Below are 24,110 nucleotides of genomic sequence, written 5' to 3'. Positions count from 1 at the left end.
GCTCTCGGGTCCGGCCGAATCCCGCGCGCGCTGCACGGCCCGGCTCGTCTGGTGCATGCAGCGCGTTTTTCATTCCGGTCTGCGCAACGCATGCAACTTGCAGTGGTCGGAGTGGCGTTACTCAAGGAGACAGATATGTCGCAGTGGAGAAAGTCAGGCCCGAATGAAGCCTTCACGCCGGAGGAAATCGAGGCCCGCCTGAAGGCAGAACTGCCGAAGTGGTACTACGAGGACGGCTGGATCCGTCGCAAGTACAAGACCAGCGGCTGGAAGGGCACGCTGATGGTGGTGAACACCGTCGGTCACCTGGCCGAGGCGGCCTTCCATCACCCGGACCTCGCCGTGTCCTACGCCTTCGTGATCGTCAAGCTGATGAACCACGAAGCCAAGGGCGTGACCGAGCGCGACTTCCAGCTGGCGAAGAAGATCGAGGACGTGATCATGTGGCAACCGGGCGCGGAAGAAGGCAGCGCGCTGGCCGGCACCCCGGACGATCCGCGCTTCAAGTACATCAAGTACGACTGAGCGCAGGCATGAAGCGCGACAGCCTGCGCGTCGAACGGCATGCGTCGATGACAGCCATCGACGCGGCGCAATGGGACGCGCTCACCGGCGGTCACGCCACGCTTTCGCACGCGCTGCTCGACGCTTTCGAGACGTCCGGCTGCGTGTCGCCCGAGAGCGGCTGGCGGCCGGATCATCTCGCGCTGTACGACGGTGAGCGCCTGGTCGCCGCCCTGCCCGGCTACCTGAAGTCGCACAGCTACGGCGAGTACGTATTCGACTGGGCCTGGGCCGAGGCGCTGGAGCGCAGCGGACGCGAGTACTACCCCAAGCTGCTGTGCGCCGTACCCTTCACCCCGGTTCCCGGTCCGCGACTGCTGGCGCGCGACGCCGCGGCACGCGCGGTGCTGCTCGACGTCTGGCTCGCGCACGCGCGCGCGCTCGGTGTGTCGTCGGCGCACCTGCTGTTTCCGGACGCCGCGTCACTGGCGGCGATCGACACGTCGGGGCTGCTGCTGCGCGAGTCGGTACAGTTTCACTGGCACAACGCCGGCTATGGCAGCCATGAAGAATTCCTTGCCACGCTGAGTGCCGACAAGCGCAAGAAGATCCGTCAGGAGCGTCGACGCGTGCGCGACGCCGGCGTCACGCTGCGGCGTATCGACGGCGCCGACATCAGCGACGCGGAACTGGCCCTGTTCGTCGCCTGCTATCGCAACACCTACCGCGTACGCGGCCAGCGCCCCTATCTGAACGCCCGCTTCTTCGAACTGCTGCGCGAACGCACGCCGCACTCACTGATGCTGGTGATCGCTTCACGTGACGGACAGGACATCGCTTGCGCGCTGAACCTGCGCGACGACAAGCGGCTGTACGGGCGCTACTGGGGGGAGATGGAATACGTGCCCTGCCTGCATTTCGAAGCCTGTTACCACCAGGGCATCGAATACGCGATCGAACGCGGCCTGCAGGCTTTCGAGGGGGGTGCCCAGGGCGAGCACAAGATGGCGCGCGGCTTCACGCCGGTACGCACCTGGTCGGCGCACTGGCTGCGCGACGAGGACTTTGCCGATGCGGTGGCGCGCTACCTCGAACGGGAGCGCGCCGGCATCGCACTGCACATAGACGAACTGGAGGAACGCACGCCCTACCGCACACGCGGCGGGGCGACGGACAGCACTCAGTAGTTCGGCTTGTCTTCGGCCTGCTGATAGCGATCGACGCCGGCCATGATTTCCTTCTTGGCTTCCTCGATGTCGGCCCAGCCCTGCACCTTGACGAACTTGCCCGGCTCGAGATCCTTGTAGTGCTCGAAGAAGTGCGAAATCTGGTCCAGCAGGATCTGCGGCAGGTCGCGCGGGCTCTGCACCGAGCGGTACATCGGGGTCAGCTTGTCCACCGGCACGGCCAGCAGCTTCGCATCCTCGCCAGCCTCGTCAACCATCTTCAGCATGCCGATCGGACGGCAACGCACGACCACGCCCGGCGGCAGCGCAAACTGGGTCATCACCAGCACATCGACCGGGTCGCCGTCGCCGGCGATGGTGTGCGGGATGTAGCCGTAGTTGCACGGGTAGTGCATGGCGGTCGACATGAAGCGATCGACGAAGACGGCGCCCGACTCCTTGTCCACTTCGTACTTGACCGGGTCCGAATGCATCGGGATTTCGATCACAACGTTGAAATCGTTGGGCAGATCCTTGCCCGACGGAACTCGTTCCAGACCCATGTCTCGCTCCTTGTGAAAAGCCCGCGATTATAGCGATTGTTGCGCCGCACCAGAAGCGTCGTCGATCACCCTGAGGTCAAGCGTCACGTGCGCCAGCGTCTTCTCGCCGGCAAGACGAGCGCGCAGCGCCTCGGCGTCGAGCAGCGGCGAGGCGGCCACGGTCAGCGCCAGCGCGTGCCGCCCGGGCGCCAGCAGCCACAGATGGACGTCGAGCGGCCGGCCGCCCCAGTCATCGACATGAGCGAGTACGGCGTCGAACACGCTGCCCTCGACCTGGCGGTCCAGCAGCACGGTGGCGCTGTCCCGCGCCAGATGCCAGGCCCAGCGCAGGATGAGCAGTCCACCCAGCGCTGCAACCAGCGGATCGAGCCAGTCCATGCCGGCCCACTTGCCGGCCACCAGCGCGGCGATCGCCGCGATGGAGGTGAGCGCATCGGCCAGCACGTGCAGGTAGGCGGCGCGCAGATTGTGGTCGTCGTGCTCGCCGTGATGATGGGCGTGATCGTCGTGGTGGTCGTGACCGTGGGCATGGCCGTGGTGCGCATGCCCGCCCTTGTCGTGCAGCAGCCAGGCGCTGATCAGGTTGACCGCGAGACCGACCAGCGCCACCAGCAGCGCTTCGTCGTAGTGGATCGCGTGCGGCGCGCGCAGTCGCGCAGCCGACTCGACGATCATGAACAGCGCCGCACCGGCCAGCAGCAGGCTGGACGAGTAGCCGGCGAGGTAGGACACCTTGCCCGGGCCGAAGCTGTACAGGGCGCTGCCCCGGTGAGCGCGCATATAGGTGTAGGCGAATGCACTGATCGCCATCGCGGCCACATGGGTTCCCATATGCCAGCCGTCGGCCAGCAGGGCCATCGAGCCCGACAGATAGCCGGTGACGATCTCGGCAACCATGGCCAGCGCACTGAGCCACAGCACGCGGCCGACCGCCTGTTCGGCCAGTTCCGGGTGCGTGATGAAGTCGTGGCTATGAACCGGGCAAAACGGCGCGTCGGCCGGCATGTGATCAGGGGCGTTTCTGTCCATTCCGCGATTGTAGGTGCGGGTGTCACCGATCGTTGCACTTCGACGTGCAGAAAGCGCGCATGCCGTGCTTGACACCGCCCCTCGCTTCTGTACTAATACGAACCATTCTCATTTCTATGCCCATTGGCGAATGACTCAATCAGCTCCTCCGTCGCAGGCACCGCAACCGGCACCGCAGAGCGCCGCGGCTCCGACGCCGCCTGCGCTCGATTCGAGCCAGTTGCTGGGCGGGCGCAAACAGGTCGCGATCAACCACGGCGGCGAGCTGTACTCGCTGCGGCTGACGCGCAACGGAAAACTCATCCTGACCAAATAGAGCCATGTACATCTGCTTGTGCGAACCAGTGACCGACCGGGACATCAAGGCCGCAGTGCATACCGGATGCCGCACCGTGCGCGACATCGCAGGCCAGCTCGGCTGCTGCCGCGACTGCGGGCGCTGCGTGCGTGCCGCCAAGGAAGTGATTGACGCCGCCCGCGCCGAACTGCAGCCGATCCGCCTTCACCGGGCGCACGCAGAAGCCGCCGCAGCCTGATACCTCGCATAAACAGGTCGCCGCACTCGCCTTGCGACGGCCTAGAATTCGGTCAGGCGTCACCGTTGTGGCACCGCCTGACCAGGAGAAGTCTCATGAAAGGCGACAAGAAGGTTCTGCAGTACCTGAACAAGCAGCTGGTCAATGAACTGACCGCGATCAACCAGTACTTCCTGCATGCGCGCATGTACCGGAACTGGGGCCTGACCAAGCTCGGCGACCACGAGTATCACGAGTCGATCGAGGAAATGAAGCATGCGGACATGCTGATCGAACGCATCCTGCTGCTGGAAGGCCTGCCCAATCTGCAGGACCTGCACAAGTTGCTGATCGGCGAGAACGTGCCGGAAATGCTCGGCGCCGATCTGAAGATCGAACAGCAGTCGCACGCGACGCTGAAGGACGCGATCTCCTGTAGCGAGAGCGCGGGCGATTACGTTTCGCGCGACCTGTTCCGCAAGATCCTCGCCGACACCGAGGAACACATCGACTGGCTGGAAACCCAGCTGGACCTGATAGACAAGATGGGGCTGCAGAACTACACGCAGTCCGCAATGGGAGAACTCGGCAGCTGACGCACGCGGCGGTTTCCCGACGGAACTGCCATGCCGGCCCGTCCGCGACGGGTCGGTTCCGCCCCGGCGCAGTCCGTACAACCGCCATGAACAGCCGCCACGCCGAACCCGCAACGCCGCGCACACCACTGCTGCGCAGCGCACTGTCGGCACTGCTCAGTGTCGCCGCGCTGTGGCTGCTGACCGCCTTCCCGGCGACCCGCCTGTTCGACCAGCTCACGGCCGCCTCCGCAGCATCCGCCCGGCCTGCGCCCGCGCAGGCGGGCACACCGCATTCCTGAACTCACAGAACGCCGACGATCGATGTACGACTTCACGCCCCAACTCTCCGTCGGAGCGGCCCGATGAGCAGCGCCGCATTCGTTCCATCCGAAGCTTCCTTCGTGCAGTCCCAGAGTGCCGGTCTGGCGCGCCCCGCCAGCCGCGTACTGCGCCGCGAGACTGTCTCAGGCACGCCGTCGGCGGGTCTTCCGCTGCGTGGCATGTCGCTCGCCGGCGCGGTGCTGCTGCACGCCGCCGCCCTGCTGTGGATCGTGCACAACCCGACGGCGCTGGAGGCGCCGCCGATGATCATGCAGGCCACGCTGATCGCGCCGGAACCGCTGCCGATGGCGCCGCCGGAACCTCCGCAGGAGGTGAAGCGGGTCGAGCCTGAACAACCGAAGCCGGTAGTGAAACCGGTCAAACCGGTGCGCAAGGAACAGCCGCTGCCGCAGATCGCGGCCGCCGCCGACGCACCGACCACCGCCACCGTTGCACCGCAACCGCCGGCCCCGCCGGAACCGGTCGCCATCGACGCGCCGCCGGTCAGCGAGCCGTCACCGGCGCCGGTCACCGCGGCTCCGGTGGTCGCGCCGCCGCCGGTCACGCCGCCGAAGTTCAACGTTGCCTATCTGCAGAACCCGCGCCCGGCCTATCCGGCGATGTCCAAGCGCCTCGGTGAAGCCGGCCGTGTGATGCTGCGCGTGACGGTCGATGCGAATGGTCTGCCGACCAGTGTCGAAATCTCCAAGTCCAGTGGGTTTTCGCGGCTGGATGACGCCGCACTCGAAGCCGTGCGCAAATGGAAATTCGTTCCGGCTCGCCGTGGTGACGAGGCAATCAGCGGCGGCCAGGCATTTGTACCGATCGACTTCGGTCTCAACTCGTGATTTGTTCCCGTCCGCGTCAGGCGTACACTGCGCGGCGGCCAACTTTTGCATCAGGCTTCCATCAGGAGAAATTTGAATGAATGAGTCCCTCGGCTTTGCGCACTTTCTGTCGAATGCAGACGGTGTCGCAACCACCATCCTCGTGCTGATGGTGCTGGCCTCCATCGGTACCTGGTTCCTCATCGTGCTCAAGGGCATCGTGGCCTTCCGCCAGCGCCGCGCCAGCGGCACCTTCCTCGACCGCTTCTGGAACGCCTCGTCGCTGGAAGACGTGGCGCGCGACATGCGTTCGCATGGCGTGACCGACCCGTTCTCGCACCTGGTGCACGAAGGTTTCAGCGCGGTCGAAACCCTGCGCAGCGGCAACGCCGGCACGCGCGGCCTGATCGCCACCGGCAGCGCCGACGAGTTCCTGACCCGCGCGCTGAAGCGCTCGATCGAACGCGATCGCAGCCGCATGGAATACGGCCAGACCTTCCTCGCCTCGGTTGCCTCCAGCGCCCCGTTCATCGGTCTGCTCGGCACCGTCTGGGGCATCTACCACGCACTGCTGGCCATCGGCATGTCGGGTCAGGGCACGCTGGACAAGGTGGCGGGCCCGGTCGGCGAGGCGCTGATCATGACCGCCATCGGTCTGGCAACCGCCATCCCGGCAGCACTTGCGTTCAACTTCTTTGCCCGTTCGACGCGCAACGTGATGGCCGAGCTGAACAGCTTCGCGCACGACGTGTTCGTGATGCTGTCGACCGGCGTCAAGGACAGCGGCTCGAACGACCCGAAGGCCACCGGTGACCGCGTGCTGTCGCTGGTCGAACGCGGCCGCGAAGCCGCGCGCAACGCGCACTGATCGGGAGCCCGGACATGGCATTTGCAAGTTTCGAGCAGGACGACGACGGGCCGATGGCGGAAATCAACATGATTCCGCTGATCGACGTCATGCTGGTGCTGCTCATCATCTTCATGGTGACGGCCCCGCTGCTGACGCATGCGGTCAAGGTCGACCTGCCCAAGGAATCGACCAGCGCCAACACGCTGCCGCCGGAAAACATCCAGATCGCCATCGGCCCCGACGAACAGCTGTACTGGGCCGGCGAGAAGATCGACACCGATACGCTGAAAGCCAAGCTGCAGGAGGCAGCAGCGAAGGACAAGAACGCCGAGATCCAGCTGCGCGCCGACCAGAACGTGCCCTACCGTTCGGTGGCGCACGTGATGAGCGAGGCTGCCCGCCTCGGCCTCACCCGCATCGGTTTCGTCACCGATCCGTCGGCGGCAAAGTAGATCGGCGGCGTCCGCACGACGAAACGGCCACCCTGCGGGGTGGCCGTTTTTCTTTGCATCTGTCCGTGGACGATGCTTGACAGCCTTCCGCGCCGATGATGTAATGCGAATCGTTCTCATCCAAAAAGAGAACGCGCGCCAGCCACCGTCTGCACAGCAGGTCCCCGCAGACACCGCCAGCTTCCCCGACAGCACCCGCGGCACCCGCGCCAAGCAGCCCAGGCGCCGCCCAGACGGAGGATGCAACATGACCCCGGAACACCAGCACGCCGGCGAAGCCAGCCCGAGCACGCTCGCCGCCGCCACGCTGTTCGTGATGACCCGCTTCGCCGAACGGCCCTGCCCGGAAGTGGCGCAGATGGTGATCCGCCATCTCGAAGTGGTGGCCGACGACGAACGTGCCGACCCGCTGATGCGCGAGGTCTGCGGCGCCCTGATCAACCGCTGGACGCTGCACACGGTCGGTGACCTGGCCGTGCGTGCCGCGCACTGAAACCCCTGCCCCGGAGCATCCATGTCCCGCTACACCGGCCCCCGCCTGCGCGTGCTGCGCGCACTCGGCACCGACCTCCCCGGCCTCACCCGCAAGACGGCCGAAAACCGCACTGCGCCTCCGGGCCAGCACGGCAATCGCCCGAACCGCCGCAAGTCGGAGTTCGGCGCCCAGCTGATGGAAAAGCAGAAGCTGCGCTACAACTATGGCCTGACCGAAACCCAGTTGCGCGCCGTGTTCAAGGAGGCCGAGCGCTCCAAGCTACCGACCGGCGAGAAGCTGGTCGAACTGCTGGAACGCCGGCTCGACAACATCGTGTTCCGCGGCGGTCTGGCGCCAACCATTCCGGCGGCGCGCCAGCTGGTCCGCCACCGTCACGTGCTGCTCAACGGCCGGCGCGTGAACATCCCGTCGATCCGTGTGCGCGTCGGCGACACCATCACGCTGACCGACAAGGGCCGCAAGGTGCAGAGCGTGGTCGATGCGCTGCAGACGCCGGCGCTGGAACGTGCCGAATGGATCGCCTTCGACGAATCGGCGCTGAGCCTGCGTCTGGCCCACCTGCCTCCGGGTGACGCCACGCCTTTCGCGTTCGAAGCACAGAAGGTGGTCGAGTTCTACGCCCTGCGCGTCTGACGCGCGGATTCCCTGCCGGCCTTCGGGCCGGCACAACTGCCAGCCAGCCGGCGGTCGCGGCCAGCCAGTCATGCAACGCACGGAGCATTCATGACCTGCCCGCATATCCCCCGGCGCCCCTCTCGCGATGTGGCGTCCTGTACGCGAGGCCTGTTTTCAGGCCGCGCACCCCATCGTCCGTTCATCGAGAGAGGTCACCCATGATCCATCATCGCCTGCGTCCGTTCGCGACGCCGCTGCTCGCGGCCGCCTGCTTCGCACTCGCCGGTTCCGCCTACGCCAGCACGACCCACAGCGCCTTCGACGACATCGAGGATTCGGTCGCTACCGACGGCTTCAATAACCTGACCGCAGCCCGCATCACCGCCACGCAGCTGGCCGCCGGCATCGCGTCGAACAGCGAGACAGAAGGCGGCGCCATCCTCCGGCGCACCTCCGGCGGCGCCTATCCGGCCTCCTCCGGCCTGTACCAGTTCGCCGGCAACGGCTCGACCTTCGAAATGGTGGTCGGCGATGCGGTCGACGGCCTGACCAGCATCGTGTTCCAGACCTATATCAACGTGAGCACTGGCAGCAACGGCATCTACGGCGTGCTGGCGGCGAACAACCTGCCGCGCCTCAGCTTCAACGGCGGCGAGCAGTTCCTGCTCTCCAGCTCGCAGGCGAGCGAGAACCTGGGCTACACCGACTTCTTCACCGGTGAATTCGTCGCCTCCGACCCGAACAATCCGAACCACCTCACCTTCACCTGGAACCTGGCCAGCCTCGGCGTCACCGTGCCGGTAGACAGCTTCCGCATCACCTTCGCCACCGACAACCACGCGCAGTCGCTCGCCTTCCAGGTAGACCAGCTGGTGGCCGCACCGGTGCCGGAACCGCAGACCGCCGCATTGCTGCTCGGCGGCATGGCGGTGATCACGCTGGTCGCCCGCCGGCGTACGCGTCAGCACTGAGTCCGTTTCGCCGCATGCGGGCGGTGCCCTCGGGGGTGCCGCCCGCTTGCGTTCGCCCATCCAGACTGTCTCGACATCTTGAAACACCGAATTCCCCTGCGTCCGCAGCTGCTGCTGGCGCTGATGTGGCCGCTCGCGTGCACGGCGCAGGACGATGCGCTGTCCGAGGAGGACGTCGTTACGCTGCCGGAAGTCGAGGTGCGCGACTCACGCGAGGACATCCGTCCGCCCGCCGTCGAACTGAGCCCCGATCGGCCGGTCACGACGATAGGCCCGGAAGCGATCGAACGCCGCCAGGCCGGCACGATATTCGACCTGCTGAAGGACGTACCGGGTGTCGCCGTTGACGGCGGTCCGCGCGCGAGCGGCATGAAATTCAATCTGCGCGGCTTCTCCGACAACGAGGACGTGCTGTTCAAGATCGACGGCGCGGTGAAAGGCTTCGAGAAGTACCGCTTCGGCAGCGGCGTATTCATCGAACCCGAACTGCTGAAGGCCATCGAGATCGAGCGCGGGCCGTCGCTGAAATCCGGCTCCGGTGCGCTCGGCGGCACCATCTCGGCCACCACCAAATCCGCCGCCGACTACCTGCGGCCAGGAGAGCGCTTCGGCGGCCAGATCAAGTACGGCTACAACGCGAACAGCAACGAGCGGCTGCGCATGGTGACGGTATATGGTCGGCCGAACGGCTATCTCGATCTGGTCGCCTCGATCGCCCGGCGCGACTCCGACGATATCCGCCTGCCCGACCGCAGCCGGCTCGACCTGACCGCGGTCCACTCGGAAAGCCGTTTCGCCAAGGCCACCTTCTATGCCAGCGACGACCTGACGCTGGAATTGAGTCAGACCCACTACACCGGCGGCCCCGAGCGCGCACCCTATGACGCGACTGCCGGCAGCGCGGGCCAGTTCGGCGTGGTCGAACGCAGCATCGAGGACATCACCACCAATCTGCGCATGAACTACACGCCGGCCGATTCATGGATCGCGCTGCGCGGCACCCTCGCCTATGAAACGACCGACCTGGATGACGTGCATCGCATCACCCAGAGCCGCATCTGCGTATCGCCATCGACCGCCTTTCCGGCGGCTTTCCGCATCGACCGCTGCGATGACGCCTGGCGCTATGCGATCTGGACCGCCGAAGTGTTCAATGACACGCGTTACGCCATCGGCGAACTGCAGGGCGTGCTCAGCGTTGGCTACCAGGGCATACGCAACAGCCGCGACATTTCGCGCGTCACCTCGCGTGCGCTGACCAACCAGCAGGTGTATCCCAACGGCTTCAACGAGGCACAACCACCAGGCGACAAGGTGTCGGACGCCATCATCGTCGAGAACGCCTTCACGCTCGGCGCCTTCACCTTCACGCCGGGCGCGCGGCTGGACCGCTACCACGTCAGCGCCCAGGGTCAGACACGCACCAACATGATCGCCGCCGGACAGTCGCCCGACATCCGCTTCGTCAAGCTGTCGCCGGCGGCGGCGCTCACCTGGCGCATCCCGCGCAGCGACTGGTCGGCGACCGTGCGCTATCACGAAGCGTTCCGCCCGCCGCTGGTCGATGAGTACTTCGCCCGCGGCAGTTTCGCCAGTCGCTGTGCGAAAAGCGCTGGTTGGGCCTTGCCCGGCAATCCAGTGCTCTACCCGGAACCGCTGTACGATCCCTCAGGCTACGGTCAGACCTACGATCCTGCACTCGACCTCGCCCCCGACAACGAGATCTGCGGCGCGCTGTACCGGCCGCAGGAATCGTCGAACCACGAGCTGACGCTGGCCTGGATGCCGCAACCCTCCTCGCCGCGCGACGGGCGCTGGCAGGCGCGGGTCACCTACTACGACATTCACACGCGCCACCTGCTGACGTCCCTGAGTAACATCGGTGGCGAAGTCGGTCAGCCGGGCAAGGAGCGGCGCAAGGGCACCGAACTCGAGATCAGTTACGACGGACTGCATGCGTTCTCGTCGCTGTCCTGGTCACAGATCGACGGCCGCATCACCAACGCGGTCGCCGGCACCGACTACGCACTCTATGGCGTGCCCGGCGACACGCTGAGCGTCAGTGCCGGCGTGCGCGGTTTCGACGGACGGGTCGAAGCCGGCGTGCGGATACGCGACATCGCTGACCGCCGGGCGGCTGCCAGCACGGTTGAGACCGTGTGCTCGCGTCCCGGCACGCTGGTCGTACCGGGCGTCGGCACGATAGGCACGCAATACGGCGTGCGCCTGTACGACCTGTTCGCCAGCTGGCAGATGACGCGTGACACACAACTGCGCTTCAATCTCGACAACCTGACCAACGAAACCTACTGCCTGCAGGATGGCTTCGCCGGTGCGGTCGGCATACAGGCGCCGGGGCGGACGGCGAAGCTGTCGGTGACGATGAGGTTCTGAACAATATTTCATATGTCGGGAACCGTGCGAGGCTGCAAGAATGCGCTTCTGTGCTGGATTTCCGCGCCCAATCAATGACATGCAAATGAAACACGCGTTGCACGCATGAACACCGCCATGCACCGTAACTGGACACATCACTGCGTTTGAATGTTAGCCCCGCGGGAAAAAACCATTCCTAATCATGCTCCAGCGCCGTTCACCGCACTTGGCTCGGCTCTTGCTGGGACGGGCTGTTTCCGCGACGCCCCGGCGAGGGGCGCCCCGCCCATCCTGTCTTTCCGCACAGGAGTCACGCCCGATGTCTGCCAGCATGGCCGTTCTACAGCTGTCGATGACTGCGCACCGGCACGCCGCGCCCGGAACGCGGCGCTGCGCGCCGACGCACAGCCGCGGACGGGCCGCCACCTCCATTGAATGACCGCACCATGCCACACCCATCCGACCCCTACTGCCTCGGTCTCATGCCCGACCCGTCCGAACTTCCCGCGCTGGCGGCCAGTGTCGATGCCGTCATGCTCATCATCCGGCTGTCGGCTCGCTACGGGCCGCTGATGTTCCTGCACGACGCGACCGGCGACGTGCTGCAGCCGCGCTGCCGCCCGGTCGGCTCGCTGCCGGTCGACGATCAGGACGTCAAGCTGGGCGAGGTGGCCGGGTGCGAGTACTGGATATCACCGTCGGCGCTCGATCAGCTCGGCTCAGGCGCTCTGTTGCTCGACGTGCTGGAAGCGCGCGGTGACGCAACCGGGCTGGCCAGCCGCTTCGTTCTGCGCAAGGTCGGCAACTGATCTGCGACGGGGCGGCGCAAGGCCGCCCCGCTCTCCACCGGCGGCGGCCTCCATGCCGTTGCGTCCATCTCGTCTCCCTTGCTCGACAACGCCGCTGCGCCGCGCAGCGCGGTCGTCATGCCTGAGGCTTGACAGCATACTGCGAATCATTATCATTTAAAGAAATCGACCGTCCGCGGCCAGACCGCAAGCATCCATGTCCGTCTCCGGCAACGAACCGACCGAAGCATTGAAGGTGCGCCTGTCCGCCCTGCTGGATGATCTGATCCGGCACGACGGCTTCGGCTCGCTGAGCGTCGAGGTCCGCCTGCTCAAGCGCGGCCAGAAGGAAGTCATCATCGACTGCGGCAAGCAGTATCGCTACGTCATCGATTTCGCGCCCGGCTGACGCCAGCGCGACGCAGCACACTCCGGCGGCGCGGGGCCGCGGAGCAGGTTTTCAACTCACAGAAACCGCCTGATCGATCGCCTTCGCGGGGAAGGGATGGATGGCTCAGAACGAGGTCCATCATGTCTTTCCGCCTTCTGCTGTCCGCTGGCGCCCTGTGCGCACTGTCCTCCACCGCCGCCTTCGCCACCAGCGCCAGCTGGGATACCCCGCTTGCCGGTCATGACGGCAACGGCAGTTCCGCCGCCACGCCGTGGGCCAGCGGCAGCGTCTATGCCGAGTGGAATGTGTTCGACAGCTTCAGCACCGACGCCACGCCCGACATTGCTGGCAGTGGCAGCGTCAGTCAGCTCAACCCGGGCGCCGGCAGCTTCCTGACCGGCAGCGGCAACCTGTACAGCGCCGCCGGCGCGGCCTCCTTCCTGGTCGATCTCGATGTCGCGCAGAGCGGCACCTGGAATGTGTGGCTGCGCATCGCGACCCAGGGCACGGCGGCCGACACTGTCGCCACGCTCAATGGCATCGCCGCGAACAAGGTGGTCAGCTACAGCGCCGCGCTCGGCGGCTTTGGCGGCAGCGAAGAAGAGGCTTACTGGACCTGGGTGGTCACCGATCCGCTGTCGCTGCAGTTCAGCTTCACCAGCTCGGAAGCGCACCTCAGCCTCGACCAGCTCGCCGTACTCGCCCAGCCGGTGCCGGAACCGGCGACCTGGATGTCGCTCGCTGCCGGTCTCGGCCTGCTCGGCGCCCTGTCGCGTCGTCGCGCCTGATACCGGGAGACCGCGATGACTCCGCACACCGATCCGGAAAGCCTCTATCACACCTTCCACGCGCTGAAGGCCGAGCGCCGCCTGCGCAATCGCGACGCCGCCGCGGCCCTCGGCATCAGCGAGGGCGAGGCGATTGCCAGCGGCGTCGGCCGCGACGCCGTGCGCCTGAGCGCGCCCTTCGACGCACTGTTCCGCCGCATGCCCGAACTGGGCGAAGTGATGGCGCTGACGCGCAACGAAGCCGCCGTCCATGAAAAGACCGGCTGCTTCGAGCAGATGTCCGGCGACGCCAAGGTCGGTCTGGCGCTGGGCAGCGCCATCGACCTGCGCATCTTCTACGGTCGCTGGGCATACGGTTATGCAGTGACCGAACAGGGTCCGAACGGCGAGTCGCGCAGCCTGCAGTTCTATGACGCGCATGGCGACGCCGTGCACAAGGTGTTCTCACGCGCCGGCACAGATCTGGCGGCCTGGGACCGGCTGGTCGCAGCGTTCGCCGCCACCGATCAGGGCGCCGGCGAGAAGGTCGCCCCGCGCAGCGCGCCCACCGGCGACGAAACGCCGCTCGACGCCATCGACGCCGTCGCCTTCCGCCGCGACTGGCTGGGCATGCAGGACACGCACGACTTCTTCCCGCTGCTGCGCCGGCACAAGGTGTCACGTCGCCAGGCCATGCAGATCGCCCCCGAGGGCCACGCCAACCGGATCGGCAACGAACTGACGCGTTCGCTGCTCGAAGTCGCGGCCGCCGACGGGGTATCGGTCATGTGCTTTGTCGGCAACCCGGGCATGATCCAGATCCACACCGGGCCGGTGCACCGGATCGAAGTGATGGGCCCCTGGCTCAACGTGCTCGACCCCGGCTTCAACCTGCACCTGCGGCAGGACCTGGTCGACCAGACCTGGATCGTGCGCAAGCCGACCGCCGATGGCGTCGTCACCTCGGTCGAACTGCTCGACGCAGCCGGCGAAACCATCGCGCTGTTCTTCGGCGAGCGCAAACCGGGCAAGCCGGAGCGCGAGGACTGGCGTGCACTGGTGGCCCAGCTCGGCACCGCCGACAGCCTGGCGGCATGAGCCGCCGACTGCTCTGCAGCGCGCTGGCGGCGCTGCTGTGCGCCGTCGGTGCGGCAGCCGCCGCACCGGCGCAGCGGCTGGTCACGGTGGGCGGTGCGGTGACCGAAATCGTCCACGCGCTGGGCGCAGCCGACCGCATCGTCGCCACCGACACCACCAGCACCTGGCCGGCGTCCGCGCAGGCGCTGCCCAAGGTCGGTTATCAGCGCGCGCTCGCGGCCGAGGGCGTGCTGTCGATGCGGCCCACCCACCTGATAGCCACCGCCGACGCCGGCCCGCCGGTCGCACTGACCCAGTTGCGCGGCGCCGGCGTGCAGGTGATCCAGCTGCCGCCGGAACACAGCGCGGCGCAGGTCGGCAACGCGATCCGCATGGTGGCCAGCGCGCTGGCGATGGAAGACGCCGGCCGCACGCTGGCCGAGCGCTTCGATCACGACTGGAAGATCGCGCAACGCGAGGTCGGCGCCCTGCCCGGCCGGCCGCGCGCGCTGTTCATCCTCGACCACGGCGGCAGCAGTCCGATGGTGGCCGGCGACGACACGGCGGCCGACGCGATGCTGGGCTACGCCGGCGCCGTCAACGTGATGGCCGGACGCTTCCGCGGTTACCGGCCGCTGACGCTCGAAGCCGCGTTGGCCGCGGCGCCCGACGTGATCGTGACGACCGACGAGGCCATCGCCGCCGCCGGCGGCACCAGGGCCTTCCTCGCCCGCCCCGGCCTGTCGGCGCTGCCGGCCGCGCGGGCCGGTCGGCTGGTCAGTCTCGACGCACTACGCATGCTGGGCTTCAGTCCGCGCCTGCCACAGGCGGTGAGCGAGCTGGCGCGCCGGATGCGCGCGCCGTGAACACGCGCGCACTGACTCTTTCCGGGGGCGCGCCTGCGTCGCTGGCACTGCCGGCGCTTGCGCTGGCGCTGTTCTGCGTGGTCGTGCTCGCACTGGGCAGCGGCGCGGTCAGCCTGTCGCCAACGGCGGTGCTCGGCGCGCTGTTCGGAGCCGACGTCGGCAGCGAAGCCGAACTGGTGGTGCGCACGCTGCGCCTGCCGCGCGTGCTGCTCGGCGTGATCGCCGGCGCCGGCCTGGGTATCGCCGGTGCGGCGATGCAGGGCCTGATGCGCAATCCGCTGGCCGACCCGGGACTGGTCGGCGTCAGCAGCGGCGCGGCACTGGCTGCCGCCTGCGTCGTCGTGCTCGGCGAACGGGCGATGAGCGCAGGCGGCTGGCTGGCCAGTTCGGCGCTGCCGCTGGCCGCCTTTGCCGGCGCCGCACTGACCACCGCCATCGTGTACGCGGCCTCGCGCCGCAATGGCCGCAGTTCGGTCACGCTGATGCTGCTGTCGGGCATCGCCATCAACGCGCTGGCGATGTCCGGCATCGGTCTGCTCATGTTCATCGGCAGCGATGCGCAGGTGCGCCAGTTCACCTTCTGGACGCTGGGCAGTCTCGCCGGCGCGACCTGGCCTGGCGTGGTGGCAGCGACGCTGGCGGTCGCGCTGGCCCTGTGCGCACTGCTGCGCCGCGCCGGACCGCTCGACGCGCTGGCGCTGGGCGAGTCGCAGGCGGCTCACCTCGGCGTTGCCACCGCGCGCCTGAACCGCAGCTGCGTGCTGCTGATCGCGCTGTCGGTCGGTGCGACCACCGCGCTGACCGGCACGCTGGGCTTCATCGGGTTGATCGCCCCTCACCTCGCACGCCGTCTGGTCGGTCCGGCGCACGCCCGGCTGCTGCCGGCCAGCGCGCTGACCGGCGCTGCGCTGGTCGTGCTGGCCGACAGTGCAGCCCGGACCTGGGTGGCACCGGCCGAACTGCCGATAGGCGTGCTGACGGCACTGTTCGGCGCCCCCTTCTTCATCGCCCTGTTGCGCCGTCGCGCGCCACACGAAAGCACCTGACATGCTCGCCGCCCGCAACCTGACCGTTCGCGCCGGCCGTCGCGTGCTGCTTGACGACCTGACCGTGGCGCTCAAGCCAGGCGAGCTGCTGGCGCTGGTCGGCCCGAATGGCGCCGGCAAGACCACGCTGTTGCGCGCGCTGGCCGGCGACATCGATGTCGCACACGGCAGCGTGCTGTGCGCCGGCGCCGCGCTGCAGGACATCGCACCGCTTGCGCTGGCGCAGATACGCGCCGTGCATGCCCAGCACCAGCGCACCGACCTCGAATACACCGCCGCCCAGGTGGTCGAGCTCGGCCGCTTCCCGCACCATCACGGACGCCCCGGCGCCGAAGACCGGCAGATCGCACGCGCCGCGATGGCGCTGACCGGCGTCGACGGCATGGCGACACGCGTCTGCGCCACGCTGTCCGGCGGCGAACAGGCGCGCGTACACCTGGCGCGCGCACTGGCGCAGATCTGGACCGCGCCCGAAGGCGCGCACGCGCTGCTGCTCGACGAGCCGGTGGCAGCACTCGACATCGCCTGGCAACACCGCACACTGGCCTGCGCACGCGAATTCGCCCTGCGTCGAGGCTGCGCGGTGCTGGCCATCGTGCATGACCTGAATCTGGCCGCGCGCTACGCGGACCGCATGGTGCTGCTGGCCGACGGCCGCATCCGCGCCGATGCCGCACCCGCCGCCGTGCTGGCCTCACCCGAACTTGCACAGGCCTTCGGCCTGCGCTGCCGGCTGCTGCACGACGCGCACGACGGACAGGCCGTACTGATCGCCGAGCCCGCATGATCGGTAAAAAAGCGTGGACGGGGGTTTAGAAGACCGTGCACGCGCCGTAGACCTCGGTGCCACGCCCACCACGAGTGCGCGTGGCATCACCGGCACCCGACACGGCAGAGATCCTCCGATGGCAAGCAATCCGATCGAATCCAGCACCTCGACCTTCCTCGGCATGGGCCTGAAGGTCGGCGACCGCATGCAGCTCGATCCGCCAGCCAAGATCACCGGCGGCGCGCGCGTCGTCAGGCTGGTCGGCTATACCGAAGACCGTTCGCTGCTGGTCAGCATGCCCGACGAAAAGAACTGGAGCGGCTCGCTGATCGAAGGCGACACCGTGCTGATACGTACCTTCTCCGGACGCAAGGCCTTCAGTTTCAACACCCGCGTGCTCAGGCGCGCGGTCAGCCCCTACGAATACCTGCACCTGGAGTTTCCGTCCGCCGTATCGAGCCGTCGCATCCGCCGCGCCGAGCGCGTGCGGACCGACATCGCGGTACAGCTCAAGGGCGCCGACGCACGCGCCGTGCGCGTCACCAATCTGAGCGCGACCGGCGCCGAACTGCGCGGCAGCGCCGCCGCGGGCGAAGTCGGGGAAACGCTGAGTTTCACGCTGCCGCTCAAGCTGCACTTCGTCGACATCGAAGTGCAGTGCGAAGGCACGGTGCGCAACGCCCATTCACTGCCGGAAGGCGGTGTCGCCTGCGGCGTCGAGTTCGCCGAGCTGGACAATCAGAGCTGGATAATGCTGCGCAGCTACGTCTATCAGCACCTGCTCGACTCGCCGTCCGGGCGCGTCTGAAGCCCGGAAGTCCGGCGGCAGCCGTTGCATCCTCCGCAACCGGCTGACGGCGCACGCAGGGCGCGCCACCACTGACGCAGTGCCCGACCAGCCGCCAGGGCGGCCAGCGCTACGGCACACAGCGCAACGAAATCGGTCAGTACGATCATCCACTCACTCCGGACGCGATGCGGTAGGTCAGGAAGGCCGCCAGCCAGGCCAGTCCGAACAGATAGCCCGCCATCAGCAGCGGCGCCCGCCAGCCACCGGTTTCCCGCCGCACGGTCGCCAGCGTCGACAGACATTGCGGCGCGAACACGAACCAGGCAAGCAGCGACAACGCCGTCGGCAGCCCCCAGCTGGCCGAAATCAGGGGTGCCAGCGCCTGTGCCGTGTCGTCGGCGGTGGCCGACAGCGCATACACGGTACCCAGCGCGCTGACCGCCACCTCGCGCGCCGCCATGCCGGGCACCAGCGCGACCGCGATCTGCCAGTTGAAGCCCACCGGTTCGAACAGCGGCAGCAGGAAGCGACCCAGCGTGCCGGCGAAGCTGTACTCGATCGCCGGTCCGGTCGCGCCGGGCGGCGGTGCCGGGAAGGTGGCGAGGAACCACAGCAGCACCGTCAGCGCGAGGATGATGCCGCCGACCCGGCGCAGGAAGATGAGCACCCGCTGCCACAGGCCGATCGCGATATTGCGCACCGACGGCCAGTGATAATCGGGCAGCTCCATCATCAGCGCCTGCGTCAGGTCGCGCGCACCGAAGCGCTTGAGCAGCCAGGCGATGGCGATGGCCGACACGATGCCCGCCACGTAGAGCGCGAACAGCACCAGACCCTGCAGTTCCAGCCCGCCGGCAACGGTGCGCGGCGGAATGAAGGCGCCGATCAGCAGCGCGTACACCGGCAGCCGCGCCGAACAGGTCATCAGCGGCGCGATCATGATGGTGACCCAGCGGTCGCGCGGGTTCTGGATCGTCCGCGTGGCCATGATGCCCGGGATCGCGCAGGCGAAGCTCGACAGCAGCGGAATGAAGGAACGGCCGGACAGCCCGACACCGCCCATCAGCCGGTCGAGCAGGAAGGCGGCGCGCGGCAGGTAGCCCGATTCCTCGAGCAGCAGGATGAAGAAGAACAGGATGACGATCTGCGGCAGGAAGACCAGCACGCCGCCCAGCCCGGCGACGATGCCGTCGACCAGCAGACTGCGCAGCAGGCCGTCCGGCAGCGCCGCTCCGACCGCTTCGCCGAGCGCGGCGGTCGCCGCCTCTATCCAGCCCATCGGTGCCTCGGCCCAGGCGAACACCGCCTGGAAGATCAGGAACAGCAGCGCGCACAGCAGCAGCGGACCGACCAGCGGATGCAGCAGCACGCGGTCGGCGCGATCGCTGAAGGCGTGCGCCTGCACCGTATCGAGCCCGAGCGAAGCCAGGATGTCGCGCACGCGCCGATGATCGTCGGCGACGTCGCCCGCCTCCGCCGCCGGCAGCGCGGTACCCGGGCGCACATCCTCGAGCAGTTCGAGCAGCGCGTCGGCACCGCCCGACTTCACCGCCACCGTGGTGACCACCGGCACGCCGAGCGCTCTCGACAGCGCCTCGGCATCGACGTGAATGCCACGCGCCCGTGCCAGATCGGTCATGTTCAGCGCGACCACCACCGGCAGCCCCTGGCGCATCAGACCGAGCACCAGTCTGAGCTGGCGCGGCAGATGCGTGGCGTCGACCACCGCCAGGATCAGATCGGGCCGGCGCTCGCCCGCCAGACGCCCGGCCAGCACATCACACGTGACCTGCTCGTCCGGCGAATGCGGCGTCAGGCTGTAGGTTCCGGGCAGGTCGAGTACCGCCAGTCGGCGACCGGACGGCGTACGCAGCACGCCCTCCTTTCGCTCGACGGTCACGCCGGCGTAGTTCGCCACCTTTTGCCGGCTGCCGGTGAGCAGGTTGAACAGCGCAGTCTTGCCACAATTCGGATTGCCCACCAGCGCCAGCAGCGCCGGACCGAGCCGGCTGCTATCGACCACAGTCTGCGTCACGCTGCAGCTCCATCGGCCGCTCGCACCAGTACGCAGTCAGCCTCGGCGCGGCGCAGTGCAAACGTCGACACACCGACCCGCACCGCCAGCGGTTCGCCGCCCGGCTGACCGCGACGCAGCACACGTACCGGCTCGCCGGCGATGAACCCCAGTTCGCGCAGCCGGCTGGCCCATTCCGGCGCCCGCGCATCGGCGCGCACCTCGACCACAGTCATCGGGACGCCAACGGTGGCGCCGCTGAGAGCGAAACCGGCGGTCGGAACGGGCGTCGGGGATTCCACGGGGGGAGGCGTCGGCATTGCGATATCCGCTGATTCAGATGTTGAGAACAGTTTTCATTCTACCTGACACCGCGCCCAGGGCCTGTTGCCATTGAATTGCGGGCCGCGCGCGAATCCCGATGCGTCCGGATCAAGACGGGCCGACGCCGGCTGACTGGCCGTCAGGCCAGGAGGCCCAACGCGGAGCTGGGCGCATCGGGACTCGCGCCCTTCGGGTTTGCAATTCAATGGCAACAGGCCCTAGGGGCAGTCCGCGCAATGCCTCTACCCGCGCGGAATTTTGATTGCACACGAATCGATTGTTGCGATGCCGCAACATTAAGTTTCCAATAACCGTTCTCATTTACACTGCGCCGCACTTGCCCATTGTCGTGTTCCTCGCACGCGCCGGGCAGCGGACCAGCCAGCCTCTTTGCGTCGCAGCAAGCCAGTCCAGCCCCCGATATCAACCTACTGGACTTGCACTGATGAAACGCTCGATCCCGCAGCAGCCGCTGACGCTGGCCGCGGCCATGCTGATGGCCCTGTCATCCACCGCTGGCGCCGAAGAACAGAAGCCCGCCACCGACTCCAATGTTCCGGTCCTGCCGGAAGTGAAGGTGCGCGACGAGTACGACCGCCCGAACTCGCCGAACCGCGGCTACCAGACCGGCATCGTTACGTCGGCCAAGACCAAGCAGCTGGCCAAGGACATTCCGCAGGCGATCACCACGGTGACCGAGCAGCTCATGCTGGACAGCAACTCGGACACGATGAAGAACGCGCTGCGCCACGTTGCAGGCCTCACCTTCAACTCCGGTGAAGGCGGTCGCATCGGCGACAACATCATGCTGCGCGGCTTCTATTCCTTCGGTGATCTGTATCTGGACGGCATCCGCGACGTGGCTCAGTACAACCGCGAAACCTTCCATGTCGAACAGATCGACGTGCTGCGCGGCTCGGCCGCCATGCTGTTCGGGCGCGGTCAGGCGGGTGGCGTGATCAACCGCGTGAGCAAGCAGCCGGGCCTGGTCGACCGCACCGAAGTGTCGGCCACCGTGGGCAGCTATGATTACGGTCGCGTCACCGCCGACGTGAACAAGGTGGTCGGCGAGAACGCGGCACTGCGCATAAGCGCGATGAAGACCGACGCCGGCAGTTCGCGTCGCGGCGTTGAATCGGAGCGCGAGGGCATCGCGCCGACGCTGCGCTGGGGCATCGGAACGGCCGACGAGTTCTCGATCGGTCATCTGTACTACACGACGAAGAACGTGCCGGACTACGGTGTGCCCTTCATCAGCCGCGCGCTCGCCACGCCAATCACACGCACCCAGGTCACTCGCCGTCCGCTGGACGTATCCGCCAGCGCCTTCTACGGTACTTCTTCGGACTACGAACAGAACGACACCAATATAAGCACCGGAATCTGGACCCACCGCTTCTCGCAGGACACCGAACTGCGCACGGTCGCCCGCTTCGCCGACTACAAGCGCGACCTGTGGGCAGTCGCGCCGCGACTGCCGGCCAACGTGAACAGCTCCACCGTTACCGACGCCACCGTAATCACCCGCGGCCGTCAGGCTCGTGGTGGCCGTGAGCACACAGTGACACTGCAGAGCGACCTGACGACCAAGTTCGAACTGGCCGGCATGAAGCACGAGGCGCTTTTTGGCGTCGAACTGCTGCGCGAGAAGGCGGATCGCTGGAGCTACACGTCGATCGCCGTAACCGCCCCGACGACCACTGTCGGCAACCCCGATCCGGACGTCGCTGTTCCTGCGGCCTACGGCAACCGTGCCCGCTTCAGTCCCGCAGGTTATGAAGGCGATTCGTACAGTCTCTACGCGCAGGATCAGATCGAGTTCATTCCGAAATGGAAGCTGCTGCTCGGCCTTCGTCACGATCGCATGGACGCCGACTACAAAACCCTGAACTCGACCAGCGGCGTAGCAACAGATTTCAACCTCAAGTACAACGAATGGAGCTATCGCAGCGGCCTGCTGTACCAGCCTACCGACCTGTCGACCTACTATCTGGCCTGGAGCGACTCTTTCAATCCGACGGCAGACCTGTACCAGCTCAACAACAATATCCGCTATGACGCCGAACGCAGCCGTACGGTCGAACTGGGCACCAAATGGGAACTGTTCGACGGCGCGCTGTCTCTGCGTACCGCGCTGTATCGCGCGACCAAGTTCAACGAGCGAAACACTGATCTCGAACAGGCGAACTCGGCCGTGCTGTCGAAGGAACGTCACACCGACGGCTTCGAGATCGAAGCGGCCGGCCGCATCACTCCGCAGTGGGACGTGTTCGGCGGTATCGCTCTGATGCGCGCAGAGATCGACGACCAGTTTGATGGCGAGCTGCTCGGCACCTTTGCCCAAGTCTCCGGGGGAGCATACGCCGCAGGCCAGGCTGCAAACGCCAACCGCCTGGTGTATCGCGGCAAGTACAACCCTTACAGCGTTGGCGCGACACCGCGCAACACCCCGGACTTCACCTTCAATCTGTGGACAACCTATCGCTTTATGCCCAACTGGCGTGCTGGCGTCGGTGTCGAGGGCAAGGGTTCGCGCCTGGCCTATGGCATCGGTCAATGTGACAGCGCAACGCAGAACGCCAACAGCGGTCTCTGGACCTATAACGCCTGCGCTCCGATCGCCCAAGGCCGTGCCCCCAGCTTCGTGCGTACCGACCTGATGCTGGCCTATGAACAGCCGCGCTACGACGTCCGCCTGAACGTGCTGAACGTGTTCAACAAGCGCTATTACGAAGCGCTTTACGAGAACGGCGGCTTCGCCGTTCCCGGCACCGAGCGTGCCTTCCAGCTGACGGTAGCAGTGAAGTACTGATCTCCGCCGCAGCAAGAAGAGCCGGGTCGGTGGTCCGCGGACTGCCGGCCCGGCTTTTCTCTTTCAGCGCCCGCTCAGCGCACGCCAGCCCGCCATCGTCCGCTCGACCAGCGCCCATCCCCCACCGTTCTCGCACAGCCCGTAGCGGAACGGCAGCGTGTCGCGCCCCGGCGTTTCGAAACGCAGGTCGCGGAAGCTGACGCACCCGCCGCCACCCGCGCTGCCAACACTGTCGAGTACCGGAAACATCGCGAACCAGCGGAAGAAGGCGAAATCCGGTGCCGACCACACAGCGCGCACCTGTTCCCGCACCGCACCGAGGTCGCCGTTGCCGAAGCGTTCGCGTACTTCCCACTGCGCCAGCGCGACCGGTCGGTAGTGCGCCGAGAAGCGGCGGATCAGGTTGTCGTCGGGCTCCGCCGTCAGCAGTCCGGTACGTCGCGTATTGATGTGCGCGATGTGGTAACGCTCACCGTCGTCGATCACCGCGGTCCAGTTGAAGGGCGAAGCCGGCCGCGGAATCGCGTCGATCGAGACGAAGGCGATGCCCTGCTCCACCGCATGCCGCCGCGCGGCCTCGATGGCTTCCGACTTGCCGACCGCGCCCACGCCGATCCAGGCGCATACCGCGGCCAGGCCGAGCGCCGCCGGCAGCCGGCTGCGCCGCCACAGTGCGCTCGCCGCGAGGCCGGCAATCAGCAGCCCGGTCAGCGGCAGGTCGATGATGAAGGTCGTGCCCCAGCCGAAACGGCGATCCGAGAACGGCGCCAGGATCATCGTGCCGAACTGCGTGATCAGATCACCCAGGATGTGGATCGCAATACCGGCGCACGCCACCGCGTAGAAACGCCGCCAGCCAACGCTGCGCGCGCGCAGCAGACGCGGCATCAGCCACGCCAGCAGAAACGCCCACACAGGCAGCAGGATGAAGGAATGCGTGACACCGCGGTGGCCACGCAGATAGGTGAGCTCGGACACGTAGCCGAGCACGAAGTCGAGGTCCGGAAAGGTGGCGGCCAGACCGCCCGCGAGCACCATCTGCCAGACCTTGGGCTGGCGTTCGTCGCTGGGCGCGCGTGCCATGAAGCGGCCGAGCAGCGCGCCGGACAGTGCGTGAGTCAGGGTATCCAATCGATTTTTCCGTTCAGGTACAGCTCGGATGCGTCGCAAGGACAACACCCCGGCGCACTTCGCGCCGATTGT

General features: G+C 67.0%; 27 protein-coding genes. 22 read left to right on the top strand and 5 right to left on the bottom strand.

Features of this window, described 5'->3' with window-relative positions; translation table 11 throughout:
- Positions 1 to 135 precede the first annotated feature (135 nt).
- On the top strand, positions 136 to 525 hold the full coding sequence (locus METRZ18153_RS0108735) for a 4a-hydroxytetrahydrobiopterin dehydratase (protein WP_020164374.1): 390 nt from the start codon (positions 136 to 138) through the stop codon (positions 523 to 525).
- An 8-nt stretch (positions 526 to 533) separates the two neighbouring features.
- Positions 534 to 1,691, top strand: coding sequence for a GNAT family N-acetyltransferase (locus METRZ18153_RS0108730; protein WP_020164373.1), 1,158 nt, complete (start codon positions 534 to 536; stop codon positions 1,689 to 1,691).
- On the opposite strand, the gene ppa is transcribed toward METRZ18153_RS0108730, so the two are convergent.
- Together ppa and dmeF are read right to left on the bottom strand one after the other, a co-directional pair.
- Entirely contained in the window at positions 1,685 to 2,233 is a 549-nt protein-coding gene (gene ppa / locus METRZ18153_RS0108725; protein ID WP_020164372.1) for an inorganic diphosphatase, read from the bottom strand. The two genes, METRZ18153_RS0108730 and ppa, sit on opposite strands and share 7 nt — an antisense overlap.
- Before the next feature lie 27 nt (positions 2,234 to 2,260).
- Positions 2,261 to 3,262, bottom strand: a complete 1,002-nt coding sequence (dmeF, locus tag METRZ18153_RS0108720) for a CDF family Co(II)/Ni(II) efflux transporter DmeF (RefSeq protein WP_029143648.1) — start codon at positions 3,260 to 3,262, stop codon at positions 2,261 to 2,263.
- Between the two features lie 130 nt (positions 3,263 to 3,392).
- Between dmeF and hemP the strand changes: the two genes are divergently transcribed.
- The 19 genes from hemP to METRZ18153_RS0108625 all read left to right on the top strand — a co-directional run bounded on the left by hemP (position 3,393) and on the right by METRZ18153_RS0108625 (position 17,775).
- Complete coding sequence (gene hemP / locus METRZ18153_RS20840) at positions 3,393 to 3,578, top strand: hemin uptake protein HemP (protein WP_157256670.1); 186 nt, start codon at positions 3,393 to 3,395, stop codon at positions 3,576 to 3,578.
- A gap of 4 nt (positions 3,579 to 3,582) precedes the next feature.
- The gene (locus METRZ18153_RS0108710; protein WP_020164370.1) at positions 3,583 to 3,798 is read left to right on the top strand and encodes a (2Fe-2S)-binding protein; all 216 of its coding nucleotides are present in this window, start codon (positions 3,583 to 3,585) and stop codon (positions 3,796 to 3,798) included.
- A 95-nt stretch (positions 3,799 to 3,893) separates the two neighbouring features.
- The gene (gene bfr, locus METRZ18153_RS0108705; RefSeq protein WP_019918572.1) at positions 3,894 to 4,373 is read left to right on the top strand and encodes a bacterioferritin; all 480 of its coding nucleotides are present in this window, start codon (positions 3,894 to 3,896) and stop codon (positions 4,371 to 4,373) included.
- Positions 4,374 to 4,459: 86 nt separating this feature from the next.
- A complete protein-coding gene (locus METRZ18153_RS0108700) occupies positions 4,460 to 4,654 on the top strand; it encodes a hypothetical protein (protein WP_020164369.1) in 195 nt (64 codons plus the stop codon).
- Between the two features lie 63 nt (positions 4,655 to 4,717).
- Positions 4,718 to 5,524, top strand: coding sequence for an energy transducer TonB (locus METRZ18153_RS0108695; protein WP_020164368.1), 807 nt, complete (start codon positions 4,718 to 4,720; stop codon positions 5,522 to 5,524).
- A gap of 76 nt (positions 5,525 to 5,600) precedes the next feature.
- The gene (locus tag METRZ18153_RS0108690) at positions 5,601 to 6,371 is read left to right on the top strand and encodes a MotA/TolQ/ExbB proton channel family protein (protein WP_020164367.1); all 771 of its coding nucleotides are present in this window, start codon (positions 5,601 to 5,603) and stop codon (positions 6,369 to 6,371) included.
- Between the two features lie 14 nt (positions 6,372 to 6,385).
- Positions 6,386 to 6,805, top strand: coding sequence for an ExbD/TolR family protein (locus METRZ18153_RS0108685; protein ID WP_019918576.1), 420 nt, complete (start codon positions 6,386 to 6,388; stop codon positions 6,803 to 6,805).
- A 247-nt stretch (positions 6,806 to 7,052) separates the two neighbouring features.
- Positions 7,053 to 7,298, top strand: a complete 246-nt coding sequence (locus METRZ18153_RS0108680) for a hypothetical protein (protein WP_019918577.1) — start codon at positions 7,053 to 7,055, stop codon at positions 7,296 to 7,298.
- A 21-nt stretch (positions 7,299 to 7,319) separates the two neighbouring features.
- Entirely contained in the window at positions 7,320 to 7,934 is a 615-nt protein-coding gene (gene rpsD, locus METRZ18153_RS0108675) for a 30S ribosomal protein S4 (RefSeq protein ID WP_019918578.1), read from the top strand.
- 200 nt (positions 7,935 to 8,134) lie between these two features.
- Complete coding sequence (locus METRZ18153_RS0108670; protein ID WP_020164366.1) at positions 8,135 to 8,887, top strand: PEP-CTERM sorting domain-containing protein; 753 nt, start codon at positions 8,135 to 8,137, stop codon at positions 8,885 to 8,887.
- Between the two features lie 78 nt (positions 8,888 to 8,965).
- Entirely contained in the window at positions 8,966 to 11,281 is a 2,316-nt protein-coding gene (locus METRZ18153_RS0108665; RefSeq protein WP_020164365.1) for a TonB-dependent receptor domain-containing protein, read from the top strand.
- 428 nt (positions 11,282 to 11,709) lie between these two features.
- Positions 11,710 to 12,072, top strand: a complete 363-nt coding sequence (locus tag METRZ18153_RS0108660; RefSeq protein ID WP_232416006.1) for a DUF779 domain-containing protein — start codon at positions 11,710 to 11,712, stop codon at positions 12,070 to 12,072.
- A 196-nt stretch (positions 12,073 to 12,268) separates the two neighbouring features.
- Complete coding sequence (locus METRZ18153_RS0108655; RefSeq protein ID WP_020164363.1) at positions 12,269 to 12,460, top strand: hypothetical protein; 192 nt, start codon at positions 12,269 to 12,271, stop codon at positions 12,458 to 12,460.
- A gap of 122 nt (positions 12,461 to 12,582) precedes the next feature.
- The gene (locus METRZ18153_RS0108650; RefSeq protein WP_020164362.1) at positions 12,583 to 13,230 is read left to right on the top strand and encodes a PEP-CTERM sorting domain-containing protein; all 648 of its coding nucleotides are present in this window, start codon (positions 12,583 to 12,585) and stop codon (positions 13,228 to 13,230) included.
- 15 nt (positions 13,231 to 13,245) lie between these two features.
- Positions 13,246 to 14,307, top strand: a complete 1,062-nt coding sequence (locus METRZ18153_RS0108645) for a hemin-degrading factor (RefSeq protein ID WP_020164361.1) — start codon at positions 13,246 to 13,248, stop codon at positions 14,305 to 14,307.
- A complete protein-coding gene (locus METRZ18153_RS0108640) occupies positions 14,304 to 15,152 on the top strand; it encodes a heme/hemin ABC transporter substrate-binding protein (RefSeq protein WP_020164360.1) in 849 nt (282 codons plus the stop codon). Before METRZ18153_RS0108645 ends, METRZ18153_RS0108640 begins: the two co-directional genes overlap by 4 nt.
- Complete coding sequence (locus tag METRZ18153_RS0108635) at positions 15,149 to 16,198, top strand: FecCD family ABC transporter permease (RefSeq protein WP_020164359.1); 1,050 nt, start codon at positions 15,149 to 15,151, stop codon at positions 16,196 to 16,198. The genes METRZ18153_RS0108640 and METRZ18153_RS0108635 overlap by 4 nt, the downstream gene beginning before the upstream one ends.
- A gap of 1 nt (position 16,199) precedes the next feature.
- A complete protein-coding gene (locus tag METRZ18153_RS0108630; RefSeq protein WP_020164358.1) occupies positions 16,200 to 16,985 on the top strand; it encodes a heme ABC transporter ATP-binding protein in 786 nt (261 codons plus the stop codon).
- 118 nt (positions 16,986 to 17,103) lie between these two features.
- A complete protein-coding gene (locus METRZ18153_RS0108625) occupies positions 17,104 to 17,775 on the top strand; it encodes a flagellar brake domain-containing protein (RefSeq protein ID WP_020164357.1) in 672 nt (223 codons plus the stop codon).
- 145 nt (positions 17,776 to 17,920) lie between these two features.
- Here the strand turns inward: METRZ18153_RS0108625 and feoB are convergent, their stop codons facing one another.
- Together feoB and METRZ18153_RS20060 are read right to left on the bottom strand one after the other, a co-directional pair.
- Complete coding sequence (feoB, locus tag METRZ18153_RS0108620) at positions 17,921 to 19,792, bottom strand: ferrous iron transporter B (protein ID WP_020164356.1); 1,872 nt, start codon at positions 19,790 to 19,792, stop codon at positions 17,921 to 17,923.
- A complete protein-coding gene (locus METRZ18153_RS20060; RefSeq protein ID WP_081629080.1) occupies positions 19,789 to 20,091 on the bottom strand; it encodes a FeoA family protein in 303 nt (100 codons plus the stop codon). Before METRZ18153_RS20060 ends, feoB begins: the two co-directional genes overlap by 4 nt.
- A 449-nt stretch (positions 20,092 to 20,540) precedes the next feature.
- On the opposite strand from METRZ18153_RS20060, the gene METRZ18153_RS0108610 reads away from it, so the two are divergent.
- Positions 20,541 to 22,907: a TonB-dependent receptor gene (locus tag METRZ18153_RS0108610; RefSeq protein WP_020164354.1), complete on the top strand. Its 2,367-nt coding sequence runs from the start codon at positions 20,541 to 20,543 to the stop codon at positions 22,905 to 22,907.
- Positions 22,908 to 22,970: 63 nt separating this feature from the next.
- On the opposite strand, the gene METRZ18153_RS0108605 is transcribed toward METRZ18153_RS0108610, so the two are convergent.
- Positions 22,971 to 24,038, bottom strand: coding sequence for a metal-dependent hydrolase (locus METRZ18153_RS0108605; RefSeq protein ID WP_020164353.1), 1,068 nt, complete (start codon positions 24,036 to 24,038; stop codon positions 22,971 to 22,973).
- Between the last annotated feature and the right edge of the window lie 72 nt (positions 24,039 to 24,110).

The organism is Methyloversatilis discipulorum (assembly GCF_000385375.1).
Taxonomy (GTDB): Bacteria; Pseudomonadota; Gammaproteobacteria; order Burkholderiales; family Rhodocyclaceae; genus Methyloversatilis; species Methyloversatilis discipulorum_A.
Note: the sequence above shows the minus strand (reverse complement) of the source record. Positions and strands in the feature narration are given on the sequence as shown.